Below are 21113 nucleotides of genomic sequence, written 5' to 3'. Positions count from 1 at the left end.
TCCTTAGATATTCAGCAGGATTATTGTTTTGCCATCAACACGGGCAGCTCCTCGAGCAGGTGTGTCCGGGTTATCAGGTCATCAAAGTTCCATTTACTGTCTGTAACGTACACATGTCCTTTCTTCACCGCCGGAATGGTCTTCCAGATCGGACCATCCATTAATTCCTTTAGGGCGGCGGAAGTTTCCGCCGTCTCATCACCGAGTACAAACACCTCGTCTCCGGCATATTCACCCAGAACCTCAGCCGATATTTCCGCAAACCGTTCGTCTTTGTCAATCAACTCCTGAACTTTAGGGGACGGCTTGAAGCCCAGCATATCATACAGCGATACTGAAATTCCCTGATGACCCATAACATAGAGCGTCTTGCCGAGCTGAAGATAGATTGTAGCCGTGTCTCCGGAGCCGAGATCCAGCTTCAGCTGATCCTTGACCTCCGCTGCCTTGGTTTCATATTCGGTTATTTTCTGCTCAGCCAGATCCTGTCTGCCCAGTGCATCAGCAATCTGCCGCAGCCGTTCAAAAGTGTCTCCTTCACCGATTACTACCGTCGGAGCAATAGCGGAAACCGATTCAATAGCCGATTCATCCCAGTCATTAAAAAGGATCAGGTCAGGATTCAAAGCCACTATTTTCTCAAGTGACGGGGGATAACCGACATCCTCGATCCCTTCGAGCAGATCCGGGTAGGCGACCTGTGTCCCGATAACACTGAGACTGGCTCCGGCCGGTTTCACATCCAGGGCGAGCAGATCACCGGGATCACTGCCGATATAGACTATACGCTGCGGCCCGGCCGGAATCTCAAGTTGGCGGTCCTTGGCATCCGTAAAGCTCCGGGTTTCGCCGGTGCCGGCAGTCTGGGCTGCGGTTGCCTGGGCAGGTTCAGCGGTTTGTGCCGGATTTGCTGTAGCCAGTGCATTAGCAGCCTCCGAGCTGTTATTGGTGTTGCTGCCGCAGGCGGCCAGCAGCAATACAATGAGAATCGCGGTGCACAGCAATGAACTGTACCTTTTCAAAGTAGACATGATGAACCCCTTTCTATTTAATAATGATAATCATTATCACTTGTAAAGAATTTATCATATCTATCCCTTCTGCACAATACACTCGCCCTTAAAGAATAGAATTTTAATACTCTACCTGAGCTTGTTTTACACGAAACAGGTTACTACTGCCGGGGAATCGGTTATTGTTAACTATAAGACTATTCCCTGCAGGCAGCGTGCATAATAATTCTAATACAGGAGAGGTGTGATCGGGATGAAGAGCAGAGTCGCAGCCGTTATCCTTAGTATTCTGTTATTGGCAGCAGGAACAGGGATATGGACGGTAAATGAGGCAAAAGCAGCAGGAAGCCTGAGTGTTGTTGTTAACGGACAAGCCCTGCAGCTGGCAGATTCGTCTACTTACAAGAACGGTGCGAATGTATGGGTACCCTTGAGGGAAGTCGCTGAGGCGCTGAAGTACAAAATCACTTATGAAGGAAGTACAGGTACGGTAAAGTTAAGCCGTGTAAACGAAGTGATCGAATTTAAGCTAAGCAGCCGGGAAATCTTACTGGCCGACAAGCAAAAGGTATCTTATGAAGGCTCTATTGAAACCAGACAGGGACGGCTGTATGTGCCGCTGTCCTTTCTGACCTCAATCGGACTGGTTGCCGGATACAATCCTATAGATAATCGGGCAGAGATATATTCGCCTGAAGTAACAGCTGGAGCAGTGACTACGTTGCTTGCAACAGGCCAGTATGAGGAGCTGCAAAAAAGGTATATCGGAGGCAGCAGCAGTCAGGCTCTTGCCCTGCCGGTGATCCGGCAGAACTGGGAGCAGGTTGCTGGCGTTGCGGGGAATTATCTCGGGGTTAAATCTGCTGTCAGTGAGTGGAAAGAGGGTACATTTATTATTCAAAGCACACTGACCTTCTCTGCGTCAGAGGCTGTATTGACGCTGATTGTAGACAGTACCGGTAAATTAACCGGTCTGAAGCTTGCGCCGGCGGCTGAGAAGGCTGTGGCAGATCAGCAGTAAGTGCACATTCTCTGATCGAATAGGATATTAAGAAAACAGCCCCGGAGGTTTCCTACCGGGGCTGTTCGTGTAACAATTCATAAATCTGCCCTGCGCTTCTTGAAGCTGCGCAGCGGGTGAGGTGCTGCAGGCATTTTGCCCAGGAGCTCGGAAGCGACTATACCGAGCATTACCAGGGCAGCACCGGCATAGCCCTGCATCGAGAGCTGTTCTCCCGCGAACCAGTAACCGAAGAAAGCGGCGAATACCGGCTCCAGTGAAAAGATTAGTCCGGTGCGTGTCGGAGTCGTGTACTGCTGGGCAACGGGCTGCAGGATGAAGCCGCAGGCGCTGCAGAGAATACCGAGAGCCAGAACAGCAATCCAGCCGGGCATGGAGGAAGGCAGAGCAGGCGCTTCAAATATAGCGGATAATACAAGTGCATAACCGCCTGCAAATCCAAGCTGCAGAATACCTATATTCAGGGAGTCGCAGCGCTTAACGGCTTTGGCCGTGACCAGAATCTGCACGGCATAGAACAGGGCGGCCAGAATGCAGAGGAAATCACCGGGCTGGATATGCAGTGAGCCGTTCAGCGTGAGCAGCCCGATGCCTGCGATGGCAAGAACTGCGCCGAAAATCTGCGGCGGGGCGACTTTTTTGCGGAAGACAAGGACTTCTAACAGCGGCACAAACACTACGGTCAGCGCAACCAGAAAACCGGCATTGGAGGTTGTGGTTGTCTGGAGACCGAAGGTGATGCAGGTGAACACGCCGAGCAGCAGCAACCCTAATAATGCCCCGTATTTTAACGTCTGCAGATTGATGCCGCGCAGCCGTTTATGAAACAGAATTACCGCCAGTATAAAGGCGAGACCAAACCGCAGAGCGATCAGATTAAACTCTCCCATAGAATCAAGGCCCATTTTCATAAAAATGTAGGAGGAACCCCAGAACAGCGTTACCATTATGAGCAGCAGCTCGGCCTTAAGCGGCTTCATTCGTATCATCAGCATCCTTTTTCTTATCATGTGAGTATAGTATAATACTGCCAAATACATAAGTTAACTGAATGTTTATCATGGGATACATGAGAGATATTCATAGATGGTACAGGAGCTGATGTTTATGAGTCTTAACAAATATGAGGTGTTCTTGAGTGTAGTGGAGCTGGGGAGTTTAACGAGAGCGGCTGAAGTGCTGGGTTTTACGCAGTCAGGAATCAGCCACACCATCAGCAGCCTGGAAAATGAGTTTGGTTTCCCTTTGCTGCTCAGAAGCCGTTCCGGTGTAAGGCTGACAGTTAATGGGGAGCAGGTGGTTCCGGCGATACGGGAAATCCTCAAGTGGAATGAGCAGCTTAAGCAGCAGGTTGCCGATATTCACGGGCTTGAGACCGGAACGATTACGATCGGCACCTTCACCAGCGTGTCTGTATATTGGCTGCCGGGTATGATTAAGGAATTCCGCAAGGAATATCCATATATTGAGTTCAAGCTGATGGAAGGAGGGTACTACGAAATTGAACAGTGGATCGAGTCGGGAATGATTGATTGCGGATTCATTTCTTTGCCGACGCGGGACAAATTCGAGGTATTACCGCTGAAGCAGGACCGCATGCTCGCGATTCTCTCCAGGGAGCACCCGCTGTCGAATGCTCCCTACATGCCGCTTGCGCAGATCGCTCATGAGGACTTTATCATCCAGAAGCCGGGCTCCGACTATGATGCGAGACGGGTGCTGGACAAGGCGGGAATTAAGCCCAATATTAAATTTACCGTAGGCGACGATTCGGCGATTATTGCCATGGTGGAGAACGGGCTGGGCATCAGCATTCTGCCGGAAATGATAATAACCCGCCAGAACCATAATGTAGCCATGCTGGAGCTGGAGGAGCGCAGCTTTCGTTCGCTGGGAATAGCGGTACATTCACTGAAATATGCGTCGCCTGCCACACGCAGATTTCTTAAGCATGCTCAGGAGTGGCTAGGGCAGGAACCGGGATGATGATAGTGACAGACTAATTATGGTACAATATAAAAAGTTTCATATGAAAGCGAATTCATTCAAGGAGGAGTTAGATGAAACAGCTTCGCATTGGAATGATCGGTTACAAGTTTATGGGCAAGGCGCACAGTAATGCGTACCGCAGTTTGCCGATGTTTTTCCCGCAGGCGCTGAAGCCGGAGATGGCGGTCATCTGCGGACGAAATGAAGAGGCAGTGTCGGCGGCAGCCGGCCAGCTGGGCTGGTCCGAGAGCGTGACTGACTGGAAGGAGCTGGTCGGGAGAGAGGATATTGATCTTATTGATATTAATGCGCCAAGCAACGCCCATAAGGAAATCGCACTTGCGGCTGCGAAGGCGGGCAAGCATATTTTCTGTGAAAAACCGCTGGCGCTGAATCTAACAGATTCACGCGAAATGCTGGAAGCTGCTAATGCAGCGGGAATTAAACATATGATTGGCTTCAACTACCGCTTCTCGCCTGCAGTACGGCTGGCGAAGAGGCTGATCGAGAGCGGACGGCTCGGGCAAATCTATCATTTCCGCGCCTGGTTCTTGCAGGACTGGATTCTTGATCCGGAATTTCCGCTCGTCTGGAGGCTGCAGAAGGAGGTAGCCGGCTCCGGTTCGCACGGAGATCTGGGCGCCCATCTCATTGATCTGGCTCATTTCCTGGTTGGTGATGTTCAGGAGGTAATCGGGATGAGCGAAACGTTCGTCAAGGAGCGCCCGTTGGCCTCAGAGATGACCGGACTCAGCGCGAGAGCCGGCAAGGATGCGCCGAGAGGCCCTGTCACTGTAGATGATGCGACACTGTTTCTTGCCCGTTTTACCGGCGGAGCTATCGGGAGTTTTGAGGCAACTCGGTTTGCTGCAGGGCATCGTTCGACGAATGCTTTTGAAATCAACGGCAGCCTCGGCAGCGTGAAGTTTGACTTCGAGCGGATGAATGAGCTGGAGGTTTATCTTACTTCTGACGCTGAAGATGTACAGGGCTTCCGCCGTGTGCTCGCTACGGATCCGGCGCATGATTATGCGGAGGCCTGGTGGCCGCCGGGCCATACGATCGGCTTCGAGCATACGTTCATCCATGAGATGCTGGAGCTGTCCTCGGCCATTGCCGAAGACCGCCAGCCGGAGCCGAATTTTCATGACGGTGTGAAATGTCAGGCAGTGCTGGAAGCAGTAGAGCGTTCTATTGAGGAACGGCGCTGGGTTCAGGTATCTGAGATGTAGACAGCAGACTGCCGGACAGTTCAGCGTTTATTAACAGCAACCTTTCCATGGTTCAGCGCGTTTAGAGAAGTAGAAATCATGGAAAGGCGGCTGAATATGTTCAGATGGAAAACAGCAGGAATCAGCTTTGGTATGTTAGGCCTGCTGCTTGCAGGCTGCGCAGATGCAGAGGATGTGACCAGTACAGCTTCACCTGCAGCAAGCTCTTCTCAGGCCGTGTCTCCATCCGCCGGACAGCTTGCGGCTGATCCGGAGAAGGTACAGCTCTTCCTGACAGAGGAAAGCATACTCAACGGGGATATTTATCTGGAGGACAATCTGGTCCATATTAATATTGTGGGACTCGACAGCGGGCTTGAGCAGCGTTTTGCCGATAAATTCACTTCCGGCAGCTATATTTTGCACGATGTAAAATATTCTGCAGCTGAGCTCGATGCGGCTCAGAAACTTCTGGCAGACCAAGATCTGCACAAGCAGCTTAACCTATACGGCTCATGGGTTGATGTCAGGGAGAACAAGCTTGGCGTTACCGTACCCGACGATTATCTGGAGGCTGCCGAACAGACTCTGAATAAGCTGATTGATCCCGGAATGCTGCGCTTTGAGGTGCAGGAGCTGGGGGAGCCGAGCGTAACCGGAACCATTGTTGAAGTGAAGTCAGAGACTGTGGACCGTATTCTGATCCTGGAACCGGGAAAAGAGGCACCGACTTACTGGTTCTCCTTCAATGACCGCTCTGAGCTTTATGATGCTGCCGGGCAGAAAATAGAGTTCACCGGATTGAAAAAGGGACAGCAGGTGCATATCTGGGGGACGGGAACCGTTCTGGAGTCGCTGCCTGCACAGGCCACTGTGCGGAGGATTGAACTGATAGAGTAGCTGCACACCGGCAATAAGTAAGAGCACCGTTCATAATAGCTGGACGGTGCTCTTTTTACGTATGCGGAAATCAATTATTTTCTCGCCGCAGAAGGCGTTATCCCTTTATATTGTTTGTACAGCTTTGTAAAGTAATTGGGATTGTCGCAGCCTACTTTGCCGGCAATTTCAGTAACGGTAGCATCCGTCTCCAGCAGCAGACGTTCAGCCTCATTTACCCTGCACAGGTTCACGTAGTCAATGAAGGTGCGGCCGGTCAGCTTTTTGAATGTTTTGCAGAAATGGTAGGGGTTATGATTTACGAACTTTGCTGCAAATTCGATGCTGATTTTCTCGTCATAATGGCTGTCCAGATACTCCAGCAGCGGCTTGAAGCGCTCCCGGTTGACCGAGTAGCGTTCACTCTGCAGCCTGCCCTCCACCTGCTGCGGAGGAAAGGAGCGGGCCAGCAGGGTAAAGAACAAATGCAGCTGGTTTTTAACCACCAGTTGAAAAGCCGGACCCTTGAGCTGCACTTCATGAATCACCGATTCCAGCAGCGTATAGTAGGCAGCGCAGGCAGAAAGATTGTCTGCCGGCTTTACAGGAAACTGGTAGCGGTTATTCAGGTAAGGAGCCACAAACTGCTCATGCTGGGAGTCCTGGTTCCTGTCCTTGAACAGCGAGGCATGGAACACGATGGATACAAAGGCAATATCTCCGCCAGTGAGACTATAGCCGACATGAAGCCCGCCTGATGGCACAATAATGACGTCGCCCGCCGAAGCATGATAAGGCTTGCTGTCTACATGAAAGATAGCGCTGCCTTTTTGCATAACAATAATTTCAAAATGCTCATGCCAGTGCAGGAACAGGATATTCTGCTCCGGCCGGGCCTCCCTGCACCCGTTGAAGAATACGCGGAAGGGATAGGTTTTTTCTTCAAGCTGGGGGTATTCCTTAAGCTCTTTCGGATAGGACACGCCGGTATCAACTCCCACAAGATTCAGCTATATTAGCACAAGATAAGGAGAGCTTTTGCTTAAAATGAGCCTTATACTTGGTTTATTCAGTTAACTATAAACCAATATTGGAGTGGTACACAAGATGGAAGATACATTGAGAATCGGTACACTGGTCGGAGGAGGGGACGCGGTACGAGTGATTCCGCAGATTGCACGTCACGGTTTTGAATCCTACAGCCTGACCTTCTGGCAGACTACAGGCAAGACGGATCTGGCAGACACGGCAGCGCGGGTGCGGGAGCTGGCCGAGGAGCACCAGTTTGTCATTTCAGCGGTCGGGGTGTTCGGCAATCCGCTAACCGGCGCCGGTGATAATGCAGATACACTGGCAAGCTGGGAACGGCTGATTGATCACGCCCATTTATTCGGGACCGATATCGTAAACGGTTTCACCGGACGGCTGACCGGCTTGTCGATAGATGAATCGCTGCCCAAATTTGCCGAGGTGTTCGGGGAGCTGTCGAAAAGAGCAGCTGACAAAGGAGTGCGAATCGCTTTTGAAAACTGCTCCATGGACGGCAGCTGGAAGAGCGGAGACTGGAACATCGCGCACAACCCGACTGCCTGGGAGAAGATGTTCAATGCCGTTCCGGCTGATAATATCGGTCTGGAGTGGGAGCCTTGTCATCAGATGGTGCAGCTGATTGATCCCATTCCGCAGCTGCGCAAATGGACGGATAAGATATTCCATGTACACGGCAAAGACGCAACGATTGCCTGGGACATCGTGAAGGAATATGGCATCCACGGACCCAAGGACTATGTGTGGCACCGTACTCCGGGCTTTGGGGATACCAACTGGACCGATGTGATCAGCATCCTCCGCCAGGCGGGATACAAGGGTACCATTGACATTGAAGGCTGGCATGACCCGGTTTACCGCGATCATCTGGAAATGACCGGGCAGGTTCATGCGCTGAACTATCTGAAATCGTGCCGGGGCGGCAGCTTTGTCCCCAATCCGGTCTAGAGGAGGTTTAACATGACAGCACAATATCGTGTAGCTGTGGCCGGCTGCGGAGCAATGTCTAATGAATGGATCAGTTATGCCTTAAAGCGGCCGGATACAGAAATTGTAGCCCTGGTCGATATCCGGCTGGAGGCGGCTGAAGCAATGGCCGGCAAGCACGGCCTTGCCGCGGCTGCGTTTACGGATATTAAGCAGGCAATCAAGGAGACTGGGGCAAACCTGGTATTTGATGTGACCGTTCCCTCAAGTCATTATCATATTGCTACTGAAGCGCTTGAGCTGGGCTGCAACGTATTCAGTGAGAAGCCTCTGGCGGAATCGCTGGAGCAGTGCAATGAGATTGTAACGTTAGCCGGACGGACCGGCCGCTCACATGCGGTAATGCAGAACCGCCGCTATGACCCCCGCATCCGCTCGCTTAGAGGGCTGGTTGAAGCCGGTACAATCGGCCGGATTGGCTATGTGGGTGCAAGCTTTTTCCTGGCCCCGCATTTCGGCGGCTTCCGGGATGCCATGGACAGCCCGCTGCTGCTGGATATGGCAATTCATACCTTTGATCAGGCACGGTTCATCAGCGGAGCAGACCCGGTTACCGTGTACTGCCAGGAGTTTAACCCTCCAGGCTCCTGGTATGCCGGCAATGCCGCGGCTGTCTGTATCTTTGAGATGTCGGACGGCTCCGTATTCTGCTATCAGGGCTCGTGGTGTGCGGAAGGTGCGCCTACCTCCTGGGAAGCATCATGGCGGGTACAGGGTGAGCAGGGCGCAATCATGTGGGATGGTACGGGAATGCCTTATGCCGAGGTGATCCGGGACAATGCAAACAATGAACAGTTTCTGCGTGAATACGAGCGGCTCGAAGGAGCTCAGGTACCGATGGAAGAAACCTTCCATCACGGCTGCCTCCGCGAAATGTTCCAGTCGCTCAGTGAGCAGCGCCCGGCTGAAACAGACTGCCGCGACAATATTTACAGTATGGCTATGGTCTTCGGTGCACTGGAGAGTGCCAGGACAGGCCGTAAGCTGGAAATCGCCAGCTTATTGAACTTCTCCGGTCAAGTGCTGCGGCAGGAAGCCGGAATTTAGGCGAAAATGATAATGACAAAGAGGCTGTCCCGCGTTCTGCAGAAGCTGCAGTAGGGGACGGCCTCTTTTTTACACCCGAAAAACCTAAAAACTTAAAAGCCTAGAAACCTCTATACTGGGGCTCTTCCTTCTCCAGCTGGGTTACACGGCTTTCCACCTGTGTAACAATCTGCTGGGTCTGTTCAGCTGCACTGGTAAACAGAGTTTTGGCTTCCTCATTCTGGGTTTCCAATGCGAACTGCTCGAGGCTGGCCTGGGCGCCTTTTAACGAAGACAGGCAGGTTTTTACTTGCGAAGCAACAGTCATAACTTGATTCCCTCCACATTCTTAATTAACAGCTGGCTGACTATCATCAGTATTGACTGTTTAGCTTCAGGTAATCCTGGTAAATCCAACCAGCTGCTAAGATGGATATGGTTATGAAACATCAGAATTTTAGGGACACGAGTAATTCCCCCCTCTTTTGACCAATAATGAATAAGGCATTAGCACGAACATAACTGTAATTTACGGGGGGATTAGCATGCCTGAATGGCTAGAGGTCATTGTACGAACTATATTTGCTGTTGTGGTCTTGTTCTTTTTAACCAAGCTGCTTGGCAAAAGACAGGTTTCACAGCTTTCTTTTTTTGAGTATATAACAGGAATTACCATAGGGAGTGTGGCTGCATATATTTCGCTGGATACGGACAAGACATGGCATCTGGGGATTATTGCGCTGCTTGTCTGGGTGCTCTTCTCTCTGGGAATCGAATATCTGCAGCTTAAAAGCAAAAAGGCCCGTGATTTTATTGATTTCAAATCAAGCGTACTGATCAAGGACGGCAAGATTATGGAGGATACGATGCGTAAAGAAAGGCTGACTACAGATGAACTCCTTGAAGAGCTGCGCAAGAAGGATGTTTTTAAAATGGCCGATGTTGAGTTTGCCATTATGGAGTCGGACGGTGCCATTAATGTTTTGCTCAAAAAGGAAAATTTGCCGCTGACACCCAAGGATCTGGGGATTAAGGTGGCGCCCGAAAAGGAGACGCAGGCTGTCATCATGGACGGCAAAATACTGGATGAACCCCTGGATACGCTGAACTTGTCACGCAGCTGGCTGAATGGTGAGCTTGAAAAGCAGGGGCTTACGGTGGAGAATGTTTTTCTCGGGCAGGTGGATTCCTACGGGGAGCTGACGGTTGATCTGTATGCCGATAAGGTGCAGGTGCCGCAGCCCCAGGACAAACCCCAGCTCTATGCCCTCCTCAAAAAATGCGAAGCGGATCTGGAGCTGTTCAGCCTGTCCACCAGCAATGAGGAGGCGAAGCAGATGTACGGGGACAGCTCGGCCAGACTGCAGAAGCTGCTGCAGGAATTAAAGCCCTATATTCAGACAAATTAAGTCAGATTCACCATTCAGCCGGAGGAGGCGGGAAGAAATGGCCGAAAGTGTTCTGGATGCTATACAGGAGCAGCTGCAAGGCTGCAGCGATGCTGTATACCAGTCAATTAATATTCACGGGCACCCCTGCATGCTGAACTATATCCCGTCTATCGTGGATACCCTCAGCCTCCAGGAATTTGTCGCTTCCCCGCTGAAGTCCGAGGCCAACGGAGAGCCGGACTGGTCCGGCTTTCTAAAGCGTCTGGATCACGGTTCAGCCTTTGCCATTCCCTATATCAAGGTTTATGAGAGCAGTCTCCGAATCACAGAATGAGCTGGTTGTTATCGGTCCCCAGGAGGCCTTAATTGAGGATGTGGCCACCAATCTGTCTCTGCTGCGCCACAAGATCAAGCATGCTGACCTGAAGACCAAGCATTTTTTTATATCGGAAAATATACTAAGACCGACGTGTACCTGATCTATATCGAAGGCCTGTACAAGCCGGAAATTCTCGCTGAAATAGAGGAGGTTCTGGTTAATCTGAATATGGACGGCGCACTTGGCATCAGCTACATAGCACCATACGGGATTGTCTGCTGGCGGAGTCCAACAATATGGGATATGCCATGAACTTTCTTTCGTTTGGCGAGAAGGCGGAGGAGAAGGACCAGGGCGAGCCGGTGAAATGGGCAGGTGTACAGGGGGGGATGCTCTTCAACGGCATGAAAATGACAGGAACCTAAACAGCGATGAGTGCAGGGCGCTTTCCTGGGCCGCCGGAGACCTGTCCGGGCATCTGACGCTTCCCATGTACACTGTAATGTGGAACGAGCAGGAAAGCAAAGGAAAGGCGAGCACTCTTTTTGATGACAATAATACAGACGAGGCAGTGGATCACAGCCGTCTGATCCGGCACAAGCTTGAGGAGAGAATCACTTTAGAACTAAAGAAAGCAATAGAGCATACTCAGGAGGCAAGAGCCGACGTCCTGCAGCTTGGGATGCTGCTCGAATGGAACCATCCAAGGGAATGGAAGAAGCTAAAAGAACACTGGAGTGATTATTATGCTGATCAGGCAGAGATCATTGTGACGTCGGATATACGCATTGTAGATTTTGGGGCAAGCAAATAAAGGATCAGGCAAAGGAGGACCTATGCGTACAACTAACTGGCAGATGTTCCGTTTCAGCCTGGTCTATTTCAACTCCCAAACCTCCATTTTTCTGATTCCCATCATCGTTTCAGACTCGGGATATCAGGGCTGGACCACGATTTTGATTGGCAGCGCATTATCGATCATCCTTCTGTTTAGTATGATTCATGTAGGGAAGCTTAAGCCTGGGCAGCCCTGGATCCAATTCGGGGAGCAGTACACCTGGTAATCGGCACAGTCATTGCATATACAGCGGCCAAGGGTTTAACTACATTAGTGTATATGGCAGAGGGTGTTTTCTGCTGCTGATCGTCACCACATGCTTTTCGTTGTATCTGTTTTTACCCAATTCCAATTTTCAGATGCTTCCTGCGTTTATCCACTACTTCGACCCGGGTACCATGATTAAAGATTCCTTTGCAGTCAGCTCATGGTTTTCCGAATGAGTCGTGTTCCTGTTTGTCGCCCCGGAGCTCAAAATAAATACGAATATGCTGAAAAAAGTTTTGCTCTCCGAGCTGGTTCTGACTGTATTTGTGCTGGCCGGGTGGGCGCTCACCATGCTGAATTTCGGGCCGCATATGGGAAAAGATCTGCAGTATCCTTACCTTGATATGGTGCGCAGTTCGTCGCATGACGATATTCTGGGAAATCTGGACCCCATTCTGATTGGCATCTGGTCCGCTTCCATGTTCATTCACAGCTCATTTATGATCTATGTGGCCAGCAAATGCGCCTTATATCTGACCAGACAGAAGGGGAAGAAGCTGATGGTTCCGTTCCTTACCCTGTGTTCGGTTCTCATCGCCTTTCTCTATTCTATCAGCATCTCCAGATACTACTATGATTTCAGTTCATATAATGCAGTGGGGGTTTGGCTGGTTGTGGAATGCATTCCCGTCTATTACTCTGTGACAGCGTTCTTTAAATCCAAGATAAATAAGCCCGCAGGCTGAACGCTGCGACTTATTTATTATAATTTGGATGCGCTTTCTGGTATGATTAAGCTTTAGTACATACCTTATAGACGATAGGATGGTGGAATGCTTCATGAATATTCAAGAGGCTGGCGAGCTCATAAGCTCAATCCGTAACAATCTCTCAAAGGTGATAGTCGGAAAAGAGGCCGGAGTAGACCTGCTGCTAACAGCGCTGCTGGCAAACGGCCACGTGCTGCTGGAGGATGTCCCCGGTACGGGAAAAACCCTTCTGGCCAAGACACTAGCCCGTTCCCTGGACTGCCCGTTCAAACGGATCCAGTTCACCCCGGATTTATTGCCCTCCGATCTGAGCGGCATCAATTACTATAATCAGAAAACGGGAGAGTTTGAATTCCGGCCGGGGCCAATATTTGCCAGCATTCTGCTGGCCGACGAGATCAACCGTGCTACTCCGCGGACGCAGTCCAGCCTGCTGGAATGTATGGAGGAGCGCCAGATTACCATCGACGGTGTGACCCATGGGCTGGAAGCGCCTTTTCTGGTAATTGCAACACAGAATCCGGTTGACAGCCAGGGAACGTTCCCGCTCCCGGAAGCCCAGCTGGACCGGTTCCTGCTGCGGATAACGACGGGTTATCCGGCTTTTGAGGAAGGGGTACGGATTCTGCAGCGTTTCCGCCTGAACAATCCGCTGGAGGACACGGCTGCAATTGCGGATGCCCGGCAAATTCAGGAGGCACAGCGCCTGGCGGCAGCAGTGAACATCAGCGACGATCTGCTTGCCTACCTGATGCAGATTGTGGAAGCAACCCGCAAGGCGCCGGCCGTCAAGCTCGGTGCCAGTCCGCGTGCCGGCTTCGCGCTGCTGCGTGCGTCTCAGGGCTATGCCTTAATCCAGGGCAGGGATTATGTAATCCCTGATGATATTAAGGCAGTGGCCGGGCCGGTGCTGGCACACCGGCTGGTACTTCAGCGCGGTCCGGGGGCGCGGGAGGGTCAGGCTGCGGAAACAGTGCAGCAAATCCTGCGCGAAGTGGAGGTTCCGGCCGAACCTGTCCCGGCGGCAAGAGGCGGAAGGGGAGCGTAGCCCATGTCCCTTCCCTGGTTTATTATCAGCACACTTTCGCTGCTGGTGCTTGTCTCTGTGATTTACCAGCGTAATGCGCTAAAAAAACTCAGCTATTCCCGTTATTTTTCCGCTTCTGCCGTCTATCAGGGTGAGCAGATAGAGATGGTAGAGGAGATTGTCAACCGCAAGCTGCTGCCGCTCCCCTGGCTGAGGCTGGAATCCAGCCTTGCCCGGGGGCTTGAGTTCGCCAGCCAGGACAATCTTGGTGTCAGCAGCGGCGAGATTTACCAGAACCATATCAGCCTGTTCTATCTGCGGTCATACCGGCATATCAGGCGCCGGCATCAGATCCGCTGTACGCAGCGGGGCCTGTTCCGCCTGGAATCGGTAACGATGACGACCGGTGATCTGTTCGGGATGAGCCGGAACAGCAAGCAGTTCCCGCTGCAGCTGGAGCTGCTGGTATATCCCCAGATGATGGATATCTACGAGCTGCCGCTGCCAGTCCACAGCTGGCTCGGAGAGCTTCCGGTCAAACGCTGGATTGTGGAGGACCCGTTCCTGACCGCAGGCACCCGGGAATACAGGCCGGGCGACTCGCTCGGCGCCATGAACTGGAAAGCCACCGCCCGGACCGGAGTGATGCAGGTACATCAAAAGGATCACACTGCTGATGTCAGGCTGATCATCTGCCTGAACGTGGAGAACAGTGACAACATGTGGCGCAATATTACAGATACGGAGCGGATTGAGCTGGGCATCCGTTATGCGGCAACAGTGGCGGAATATGCAGACGGACACGGCCTTGAAATCGGACTAATGTCTAATGGAAGACTGGACGGTGAGACGGATGCGGTGAACGCCGCCCAGGCGGGAAGCCTGCTGGAAATGCTTGGCCTGCTTGCACGCCTGCAGCTGGACCGCACCCTGCCAATGTCGCGGCTCTTGGAGCTTGAGGCCGAGAACAGCCCGTCTGATAGGGATTACCTGATTATCAGCTGCCACCGCGGAGCCGAGCTTATGCATGCGGCAGAGGAATTGCGGCTGCTCGGCAATGGTGTGGCCTGGCTGGATATTCCCGGAGAAGGGAGGGACAGCGCATGAGCAGCAGTTTCGGCAAGCGGCTGAAGTTTTCTCTTGGGTTGTGGATGGCGTGTCTAATTGAGGGATTGCTGTTTCTACCGCTATGGATTGTACTTGAGGTTTATTTACAGCCAGCGCAGGCTCCGTTTCCGTGGTATTTAATTCTGCCTGTAATATCCCTGTCGGGGGTGCTATTGCGGCATAGGGTCAATCGCAGGTGGATGCAGATCCTTGCTTCACTGCCCATTGGAGCTGCGGCCGGATTCATTCTGCTGGGAGCAGAGTTTAATACAATACCGATGATGCTGGTCTGCGCCTTGTTCGCCTATCTGGGAATGAATGCGGCAGACCGCGAGCTTGGAATTAAGACCTATGCTATTGGTCTTACGGTTTATTTCGCAGCGGTCATTATATATGCACGGGTTCCCGAGCTTCAGCATAGCCTGACTCTGCTGACCTGGTGCGGCTGCGGGTGCCTTATCCTTGCCCTGCTGAATTCCAACCTCAGTTTTCTGCGTTACAATTCCTTTGCAGCCGGAGCTGAACGGCTGCCCTTCGGGATGAAGCGGTATAACCGGCTGTCCCTGGTGCTGTTTGTTGCCGCAGCAGCCTTACTTGCATCAGGTGCGGTCAAGGCCATTGCAACCCTGATAATGAGCGCATTCTACCTGCTGTTTGGTTTCCTTTCCAGGCTGTTCTCCAAATCAGAAGACGTACCCATTAGTCGGCAGGACATGCCGGCATCTCAGGAATTCCTGCCGACCGAAATGAAAGAGCCGGGACTGTTGTCTGCGATTCTTGATGTGGTCTTTTATGGACTTGCGGCGGGTATTGCGCTTGCCGTACTCTATTTCGGTGCGCGCTGGCTATACAGAAACAGCAGCGGCATCTTCCGCCGTGCAGTCGATTCTATCCTGTCTATATTGCGGAGGGAGAACGCCCGGGAACAGACTGGATTCAAGGATGAAGAGGAGAGCGTTTTTGCCTGGGAGCAGACCATGGAAAGTCTACGGAAATTTGTAATAAACCGGCTGAAGCCGGGGGGGAGGGGCGACCGCTGGGAGGCTATGGACGGCAGCAGTGAGCGTGTACGCTGGCTCTACCGCCACTGGCTGAAGGCCAGAGCTGCTGAGGGATATCAGATCAAGAGCCATCTGACCCCCCAAGAGACGGGAGCGGATGTGGCGGAATGGACCGGGGACCGGAAGCAGGCCCGTAAGGGGGAACGCAGCGGGAGTGAAGCGCAGGCTGCAGAACTGCTGCAATTGTATAATGAGGCCAGATATGGACAGTCTCGGTCTTCGGCCTCCGGCAGGGAGCCCGGACAGCTGGACCAGCTCAAAAAACAGCTGAAGCTCTAAAAGCCCCGGAGCAGCATTGAGCGCTTCCGGGGCTGAGGACTTTCGATTGAAGCAGGATCAGAACAACAGCCTGAGCAGCATCAGCGCCAATACGCCAGTTAGGACGGTGCCCAGCAGGCTGCGGGTTTTGATGGCAACCCAGAAAGCCGGCAGGGCGGCGATCAGCTCCACATTCGTGTTCAGAGCCGAGAACTGCCCGCCGTGGGTGAACAGCTCCTGGGCGACCAGTGCGGACATGACGGCGATCGGCATGTAATTCAGCCAGCGCATCCCCCATTCGGGGATGGTTATCCGGCTGAGCAGCATCAGCGGTAGCACGCGAGGAATAAATGTAACCAGCGCCGCTCCCAGTATAATCAGGAATATATCAGGTCTTACTTCCATTTTTCCATCACAGCTCCTATCGTTGAGGCTATAACTGCTGCTGCTATGACCCCGATACTGGGGGACCAGAGGATGGACAGGCCAACTGCAATAATCATCGCAATGAGGCCGACCGTAATATCAAGGGCATATTTGCTTCTGCTGATAAGCGTAAGCACCAGCAGTCCGATGAACATGGCCGGAAGGGCAAAGTCCAGGCCCCATTCCTCCGGACTCGAAATCCATTGCCCAAGCACCGCACCGGCCAGATTGGCAATGATCCAGTTAAGATAAGCGGTAATATTCAGGCCGTGCATCCATTTCTCACTGATTGCCTTCTTGCGTGCACTTCTCTGAATAGCAACACCAAAGGTTTCATCTGTCAGCAGTGTGCCGATCAGCAAATTGCGCAGCGGTGTCAGATGGCGGAAGTACGGCGAGATGGCTGCACTGAGCAGCAGATGCCGGAGATTGACCAGCAGGATTGTAATAATAATGCTGGTCGCCGTGCTGCCGGCAGCAATCATTCCGGCAGCAATAAACTGGGCGGACCCGGCGTACAGAATAATGGAAATCAAGGCGATTTCGGCCAGAGAGAGTCCGGCGGTTTTCTCGACAACACCGGCTGCAAAGCCGATGCTCAGATAACCCAGCAGAGTAGGGATACAATCCTTGACTCCCTGAAGGAAGCTTTCTTCGTTGTCGTCTGGAGCAGCAGCAAGTTCCGCCTGTACAGTATCGGTTTTCATGAGAACGGCCTCCTTTCAGCCTGTCTTTATTTAACGCTTTGCAGGAAAAACGCATTATCTTAATATCTTATAAATTGCGCGGATTGGCAAGGGAAATCTTCACGGGCTAATCAAAGCAAAATGTAAAAAAGTCCCGCCGCATTGTTTCATGCGGACGGGACCTTTAATATATTTGCGTGATCTGCGGCTAATGGGATCTGCAACTAACTGCGGGTTCGCCTGTTTAGGTGTAACGATACAGTTATGCTGATCTGCTCAAGGATGGGAAGTGCTATTCGGGGGATACTTGGCTTTCCAAATATAATCTAAGTGGAAATTCATCATCTATTTCCTTGGAAAATGACCGGGAAGGAAAATCTAATTGGAAAAACAACACTTATTTTTGCTATTTTCGAACCAAAGAAGACATTTCGTGCTAACTAAGTGTTGATTTTCCAACAAAACATTTGAAATACTGAGATTTGATGATTTTAAGTGTTGAAAATCCAACTAAATGATGGAGCTTACATGTTGGAGTAACTGTGCAGCGTAAATGAGGAAGCCACTGTGCAGCGTAAATGTGGGAGCCATGGTCGAGCCTAAATGTGTAAGCCACTCAGCAGCCTAAACGTGAAGGCCTCTCAGCCACAGTGCGATTTTAAGTAAAGAGCACTGTGGCTGAGAGGTTCATTATTTTGTTCTGATCGGTTTAATGTTACGGTTGATTGGCTCTAAGTTACAGCCTCCCGGTATGGACATCCGCCTATTGAAGCACCAGCACGCCAAATCCGTCCATAATGAACTTACCTTCCAGTATTCGGCCTGTCAGTAAATCTGTACGGGCCTCCTTGAGCAGAATTTCCACAGGCAGCTCGTTATAGTTAAGCAGGAAGGTCAGGCTGGCGGACTCGCTGCTGCGGATCTGCAGCTCCACCTCGGCCGGCAGCTCCAGCCATCCGGCAGCAGGAGAAGCCAGCTCCAGACTGTCTATTATTCTCACGGCTGCTTCCTCATTGAATACAGCCCCGTAATACCATACCTCGCCGAGGCCGCGTTTGTTCCGTGTAACCGCGGGCTTGCCGGCGTAATAATCGCTGGCGTAGGTACCCATCACCTCTACAGTATCGGCTTCCACATGCAGAATATCATTGAAGGAATCCGCGCCGGTCAGCTCATCACTTCCATGGGCCCACTTAATGGTTGTCGGAAGGCGTCTGCCTTTGACCATAGTGAATTCTTCAACAGTAATACCGCACAGCTCTTTGGCTGCTCCCGGGAATGCACGCATATAGCAATGGCCCCGGGAATCCTTATAACCGGTCCGGCAGCCGAAGATCAGCTTGCCGCCCTGCTGCACGTACTCATCCAGCAGAGCTGCCGTTTCATCAGTCATGATGGCGGGATGCGGATAGACCAGCACCTCATAGCGGGACAATTCCTCAGCGGTTGTCTTGCTTCGTATATACACTATGTCTGTTGGAATGTGCTTATGCTGCAGCGCCTTGAACCACTCTTTGTTGCTCTGCCACATGAACGGCCCGTGCCAGATGTCGTATTCGCCGTCCCATTCATTATCGTAATCGCGCACGATGGCAATGGATGCCTTGGCCGTTGTGCCGATAATAGTTTTGCCTGCCGCGCCGAGCTCCTTGCCGATCTCTGCAGCTTCCCGTACTCTGCGGTTCGGCAGATTGTGATAGTCATTGATACCGTGCCAGTAAATCTCGTTGCCCATGGTAGCTGTTCTCCAGCGGAAGTAGAGTACCATATCGGCGCCGTGGGCAATGGACTGGTATGTCCAAAGACGCATCTGTCCCGGTTTAGGGGATGGCATATCCATCCGGTTAACCCAGCCTCCCGGTCCGGATTGTTGCTCCATGATGCAATAGTTAGGGCTGATCGAACGCACTACCGATAACGATAAGCTCCAGCTGCGGTCAGCAAGCGGATTCCGCTCATTCAGATCATTAGAGATGCTGGAGAACTGCGGATAGGAATCATAGCTGAAGAAGTCGAGCATTTCATCGCTCAGCTCATGGCTGTCGAGATGACCGAATAAGCCGTTGGTTGTCACCCATTGTCCAGGAGCCTTTTCCCGGAGGATGTCAGCCTGTACTTTGGCAAACGAAATGGAATTGTCGGAGATAAAACGCTTCTCGTCCAGTGCCTGATGCGGATTGGGCTGCCCGGGAACTGGCGTAGGACGTGGCAGGAAAACCTGGGACCAGCTGGTATAGCTCTGGTTCCAGAAAACCGTGCCCCAGGCTTCGTTCAGCTTATCCAGCGTGCCATATTTCCGCTGCAGCCATTCACGGAAAGCAGTGTGATCGCTTTCAGAGTAGAATACGTTAATCTCACAATTCAGTTCATTGTCAATCTGCCAGCCGGCAACACCGGGGTGGCTGCTGTAACGCTCGGCCATTTGAGTCACGATCCGGGCACACAGCTCACGGTACTTCGGACTGCTGTAATTATAATGCCGGCGCATGCCATGCTGCAGGGTTACGCCTTCTTGAGTTACGTTAAGCACTTCAGGATATTTTTCTGTCAGCCAGGCAGGAGGTGTAGCCGTTGGTGTTCCAAGGATCACCTTGAGTCCATGGCTATGCGCCAGATCAATGGCTTTGTCGAACAGCCCGAACTGAAAGCGGCCTTCCTCCGGTTCAAAAATGGACCAGGCAAACTCGCCCATCCGGACAATGGTAAAGCCTGTCTCTACCATGCGGCGGTAATCGTCATCCCACATTTCCTCCGGCCAGTGCTCCGGATAATAACAAACGCCAAGCTCAAACTTCTGGTCAGCAACAGGTTTCTTCATCATAACCTCCAAATGTAAAAAGATGCTTTATACAATCTATAAATCTATTGTAATAGCCGCACTGAGATGTCTTATATAACATAATCTTGCTATTATATGATTATATTGCGTGCTGAAGATCCAAAAGGAAAAGGAGAAAGGCAATGATGAAACAACGTGTGCTTCCGGCTCCGGCTTATGCCCATTATGTCTGTTATCCGGAGTTTATCGGGCATTACAGCGATTTCCCGCAACATGCGGAGCGCAGGAGCGAAGGGATGCTGAACAGCTACAATCTGCATCTGGTTTTTGACGGTTCGGGGTATGTGTTTCAGAATGGAATTAGGATACCTATGGGTATGGGCAGAGGTTTTCTCTATCCCCGGGGTGCTTATCAGCAGTATGGCTCAGATCCCGTGCAGCCATGGGAGGTGCGCTGGGTCCACTTCAGCACTTCGTTATCCCTGCCATTATTGGAGGAAGCTGACCAGTCGCAGGGATACTTTTTCACATTTGACCTGAATGCCGGTCTTGAACACCTGTTTGAGGAGATGTACCGCCTCAGTGCAGCCTACGAGACACAGAACGAGCCCCGCTTGTCAGCAGTGCTGTATGAAATTCTTGTCACCCTGCTGCAGAACTCCGAGCCTCTGCACGGATCGGTTCCGCTGGAAATCCGCCATTCCATCCGCCGCTCAGCTGATATTATCCATAACGAATGTGAACGGCCATGGACACTGGAAAGCATGTCGCGGCTTGCAGGATACAGCAGCTATCATTTTCTGCGGCTGTTCCGCTCCACCATGGGAAAGACGCCTAACCGTTATTTGAGCGAATGCCGGCTGGCCAGAGCCAAGCTGCTGCTGGTCTCTACGGAATTTCCGGTCGAGAGAATCGCGCTCCAGAGCGGCTTCCAGCAGTCCAGCTATTTTATCAAGGTATTCAAAGAAGCAGAAGGCCTGCCTCCCAGCCAATACCGCCGCTCTTTCCGTTCATAGGTTTGGTAGAAGGGAAGAGAAATGTTAACAACGCCTGTTCTTTAAACGTCGATGA

25 protein-coding genes are annotated in these 21113 nt (G+C 51.8%); 18 read left to right on the top strand and 7 right to left on the bottom strand.

What is annotated here, in order from left to right; all coding sequences use genetic code 11:
* Nucleotides 1-20: 20 nt before the first annotated feature.
* Entirely contained in the window at nucleotides 21-1031 is a 1011-nt protein-coding gene (locus tag M2108_RS03265; RefSeq protein WP_277467301.1) for an ABC transporter substrate-binding protein, read from the bottom strand.
* Between the two features lie 235 nt (nucleotides 1032-1266).
* On the opposite strand from M2108_RS03265, the gene M2108_RS03260 reads away from it, so the two are divergent.
* Nucleotides 1267-2034: a stalk domain-containing protein gene (locus tag M2108_RS03260; protein ID WP_277467303.1), complete on the top strand. Its 768-nt coding sequence runs from the start codon at nucleotides 1267-1269 to the stop codon at nucleotides 2032-2034.
* A 77-nt stretch (nucleotides 2035-2111) separates the two neighbouring features.
* Here M2108_RS03260 and M2108_RS03255 read toward each other — a convergent pair whose 3' ends face one another.
* Complete coding sequence (locus M2108_RS03255) at nucleotides 2112-3014, bottom strand: DMT family transporter (RefSeq protein ID WP_277467305.1); 903 nt, start codon at nucleotides 3012-3014, stop codon at nucleotides 2112-2114.
* A gap of 127 nt (nucleotides 3015-3141) precedes the next feature.
* On the opposite strand from M2108_RS03255, the gene M2108_RS03250 reads away from it, so the two are divergent.
* From M2108_RS03250 to M2108_RS03240, 3 genes are all read left to right on the top strand, one after another.
* Complete coding sequence (locus M2108_RS03250; RefSeq protein ID WP_277467306.1) at nucleotides 3142-4020, top strand: LysR family transcriptional regulator; 879 nt, start codon at nucleotides 3142-3144, stop codon at nucleotides 4018-4020.
* 74 nt (nucleotides 4021-4094) lie between these two features.
* Nucleotides 4095-5255, top strand: coding sequence for a Gfo/Idh/MocA family protein (locus M2108_RS03245; RefSeq protein WP_277467307.1), 1161 nt, complete (start codon nucleotides 4095-4097; stop codon nucleotides 5253-5255).
* A 96-nt stretch (nucleotides 5256-5351) separates the two neighbouring features.
* A complete protein-coding gene (locus tag M2108_RS03240) occupies nucleotides 5352-6134 on the top strand; it encodes a DUF3221 domain-containing protein (RefSeq protein ID WP_277467308.1) in 783 nt (260 codons plus the stop codon).
* A 74-nt stretch (nucleotides 6135-6208) separates the two neighbouring features.
* Here M2108_RS03240 and M2108_RS03235 read toward each other — a convergent pair whose 3' ends face one another.
* Nucleotides 6209-7096, bottom strand: coding sequence for an AraC family transcriptional regulator (locus tag M2108_RS03235; protein WP_277467309.1), 888 nt, complete (start codon nucleotides 7094-7096; stop codon nucleotides 6209-6211).
* Nucleotides 7097-7220: 124 nt separating this feature from the next.
* Between M2108_RS03235 and M2108_RS03230 the strand changes: the two genes are divergently transcribed.
* Together M2108_RS03230 and M2108_RS03225 are read left to right on the top strand one after the other, a co-directional pair.
* Nucleotides 7221-8108: a sugar phosphate isomerase/epimerase family protein gene (locus tag M2108_RS03230; RefSeq protein ID WP_277467310.1), complete on the top strand. Its 888-nt coding sequence runs from the start codon at nucleotides 7221-7223 to the stop codon at nucleotides 8106-8108.
* A 12-nt stretch (nucleotides 8109-8120) separates the two neighbouring features.
* The gene (locus M2108_RS03225) at nucleotides 8121-9194 is read left to right on the top strand and encodes a Gfo/Idh/MocA family protein (RefSeq protein WP_277467311.1); all 1074 of its coding nucleotides are present in this window, start codon (nucleotides 8121-8123) and stop codon (nucleotides 9192-9194) included.
* A gap of 100 nt (nucleotides 9195-9294) precedes the next feature.
* Here the strand turns inward: M2108_RS03225 and M2108_RS03220 are convergent, their stop codons facing one another.
* Nucleotides 9295-9501 carry a DUF1657 domain-containing protein gene (locus M2108_RS03220; RefSeq protein WP_277467312.1) on the bottom strand — a complete coding sequence of 69 codons (207 nt, stop codon included), beginning with the start codon at nucleotides 9499-9501 and terminating at the stop codon, nucleotides 9295-9297.
* 217 nt (nucleotides 9502-9718) lie between these two features.
* On the opposite strand from M2108_RS03220, the gene M2108_RS03215 reads away from it, so the two are divergent.
* From M2108_RS03215 to M2108_RS03175, 11 genes are all read left to right on the top strand, one after another.
* Nucleotides 9719-10582, top strand: a complete 864-nt coding sequence (locus tag M2108_RS03215) for a DUF421 domain-containing protein (protein ID WP_277467313.1) — start codon at nucleotides 9719-9721, stop codon at nucleotides 10580-10582.
* 37 nt (nucleotides 10583-10619) lie between these two features.
* Nucleotides 10620-10898, top strand: a complete 279-nt coding sequence (locus M2108_RS03210; protein WP_277467314.1) for a hypothetical protein — start codon at nucleotides 10620-10622, stop codon at nucleotides 10896-10898.
* On the top strand, nucleotides 10870-11043 hold the full coding sequence (locus M2108_RS31555; protein WP_280767944.1) for a spore germination protein: 174 nt from the start codon (nucleotides 10870-10872) through the stop codon (nucleotides 11041-11043). Before M2108_RS03210 ends, M2108_RS31555 begins: the two co-directional genes overlap by 29 nt.
* Entirely contained in the window at nucleotides 11010-11195 is a 186-nt protein-coding gene (locus M2108_RS31550; protein WP_277467782.1) for a spore germination protein, read from the top strand. Before M2108_RS31555 ends, M2108_RS31550 begins: the two co-directional genes overlap by 34 nt.
* Complete coding sequence (locus M2108_RS03205; protein ID WP_280776869.1) at nucleotides 11180-11308, top strand: hypothetical protein; 129 nt, start codon at nucleotides 11180-11182, stop codon at nucleotides 11306-11308. Before M2108_RS31550 ends, M2108_RS03205 begins: the two co-directional genes overlap by 16 nt.
* Nucleotides 11309-11385: 77 nt before the next feature.
* Nucleotides 11386-11697, top strand: coding sequence for a Ger(x)C family spore germination C-terminal domain-containing protein (locus tag M2108_RS03200; protein ID WP_277467315.1), 312 nt, complete (start codon nucleotides 11386-11388; stop codon nucleotides 11695-11697).
* 22 nt (nucleotides 11698-11719) lie between these two features.
* Nucleotides 11720-11947, top strand: a complete 228-nt coding sequence (locus M2108_RS03195; protein ID WP_277467316.1) for a hypothetical protein — start codon at nucleotides 11720-11722, stop codon at nucleotides 11945-11947.
* Between the two features lie 220 nt (nucleotides 11948-12167).
* Nucleotides 12168-12674, top strand: a complete 507-nt coding sequence (locus M2108_RS03190; RefSeq protein WP_277467317.1) for a GerAB/ArcD/ProY family transporter — start codon at nucleotides 12168-12170, stop codon at nucleotides 12672-12674.
* Nucleotides 12675-12768: 94 nt separating this feature from the next.
* Entirely contained in the window at nucleotides 12769-13746 is a 978-nt protein-coding gene (locus M2108_RS03185) for an AAA family ATPase (RefSeq protein ID WP_277467318.1), read from the top strand.
* A 3-nt stretch (nucleotides 13747-13749) separates the two neighbouring features.
* Complete coding sequence (locus M2108_RS03180; protein ID WP_277467319.1) at nucleotides 13750-14832, top strand: DUF58 domain-containing protein; 1083 nt, start codon at nucleotides 13750-13752, stop codon at nucleotides 14830-14832.
* The gene (locus M2108_RS03175; RefSeq protein ID WP_277467320.1) at nucleotides 14829-16172 is read left to right on the top strand and encodes a hypothetical protein; all 1344 of its coding nucleotides are present in this window, start codon (nucleotides 14829-14831) and stop codon (nucleotides 16170-16172) included. The genes M2108_RS03180 and M2108_RS03175 overlap by 4 nt, the downstream gene beginning before the upstream one ends.
* Nucleotides 16173-16229: 57 nt before the next feature.
* Here M2108_RS03175 and M2108_RS03170 read toward each other — a convergent pair whose 3' ends face one another.
* From M2108_RS03170 to M2108_RS03160, 3 genes are all read right to left on the bottom strand, one after another.
* Nucleotides 16230-16556 carry an AzlD domain-containing protein gene (locus tag M2108_RS03170; protein ID WP_277467321.1) on the bottom strand — a complete coding sequence of 109 codons (327 nt, stop codon included), beginning with the start codon at nucleotides 16554-16556 and terminating at the stop codon, nucleotides 16230-16232.
* Nucleotides 16547-17284: an AzlC family ABC transporter permease gene (locus M2108_RS03165; RefSeq protein ID WP_277467322.1), complete on the bottom strand. Its 738-nt coding sequence runs from the start codon at nucleotides 17282-17284 to the stop codon at nucleotides 16547-16549. The genes M2108_RS03170 and M2108_RS03165 overlap by 10 nt, the downstream gene beginning before the upstream one ends.
* Before the next feature lie 742 nt (nucleotides 17285-18026).
* Nucleotides 18027-20081, bottom strand: coding sequence for a beta-galactosidase (locus tag M2108_RS03160; protein ID WP_277467324.1), 2055 nt, complete (start codon nucleotides 20079-20081; stop codon nucleotides 18027-18029).
* A 143-nt stretch (nucleotides 20082-20224) separates the two neighbouring features.
* On the opposite strand from M2108_RS03160, the gene M2108_RS03155 reads away from it, so the two are divergent.
* Nucleotides 20225-21058: a helix-turn-helix transcriptional regulator gene (locus M2108_RS03155; RefSeq protein WP_277467326.1), complete on the top strand. Its 834-nt coding sequence runs from the start codon at nucleotides 20225-20227 to the stop codon at nucleotides 21056-21058.
* Nucleotides 21059-21113 lie beyond the last annotated feature (55 nt).

It is taken from the genome of Paenibacillus sp. PastM-3 (assembly GCF_029893965.1).
Classification (GTDB): Bacteria; Bacillota; Bacilli; order Paenibacillales; family Paenibacillaceae; genus Paenibacillus_AQ.
This window is presented reverse-complemented; position numbering and strand designations above follow the sequence as displayed.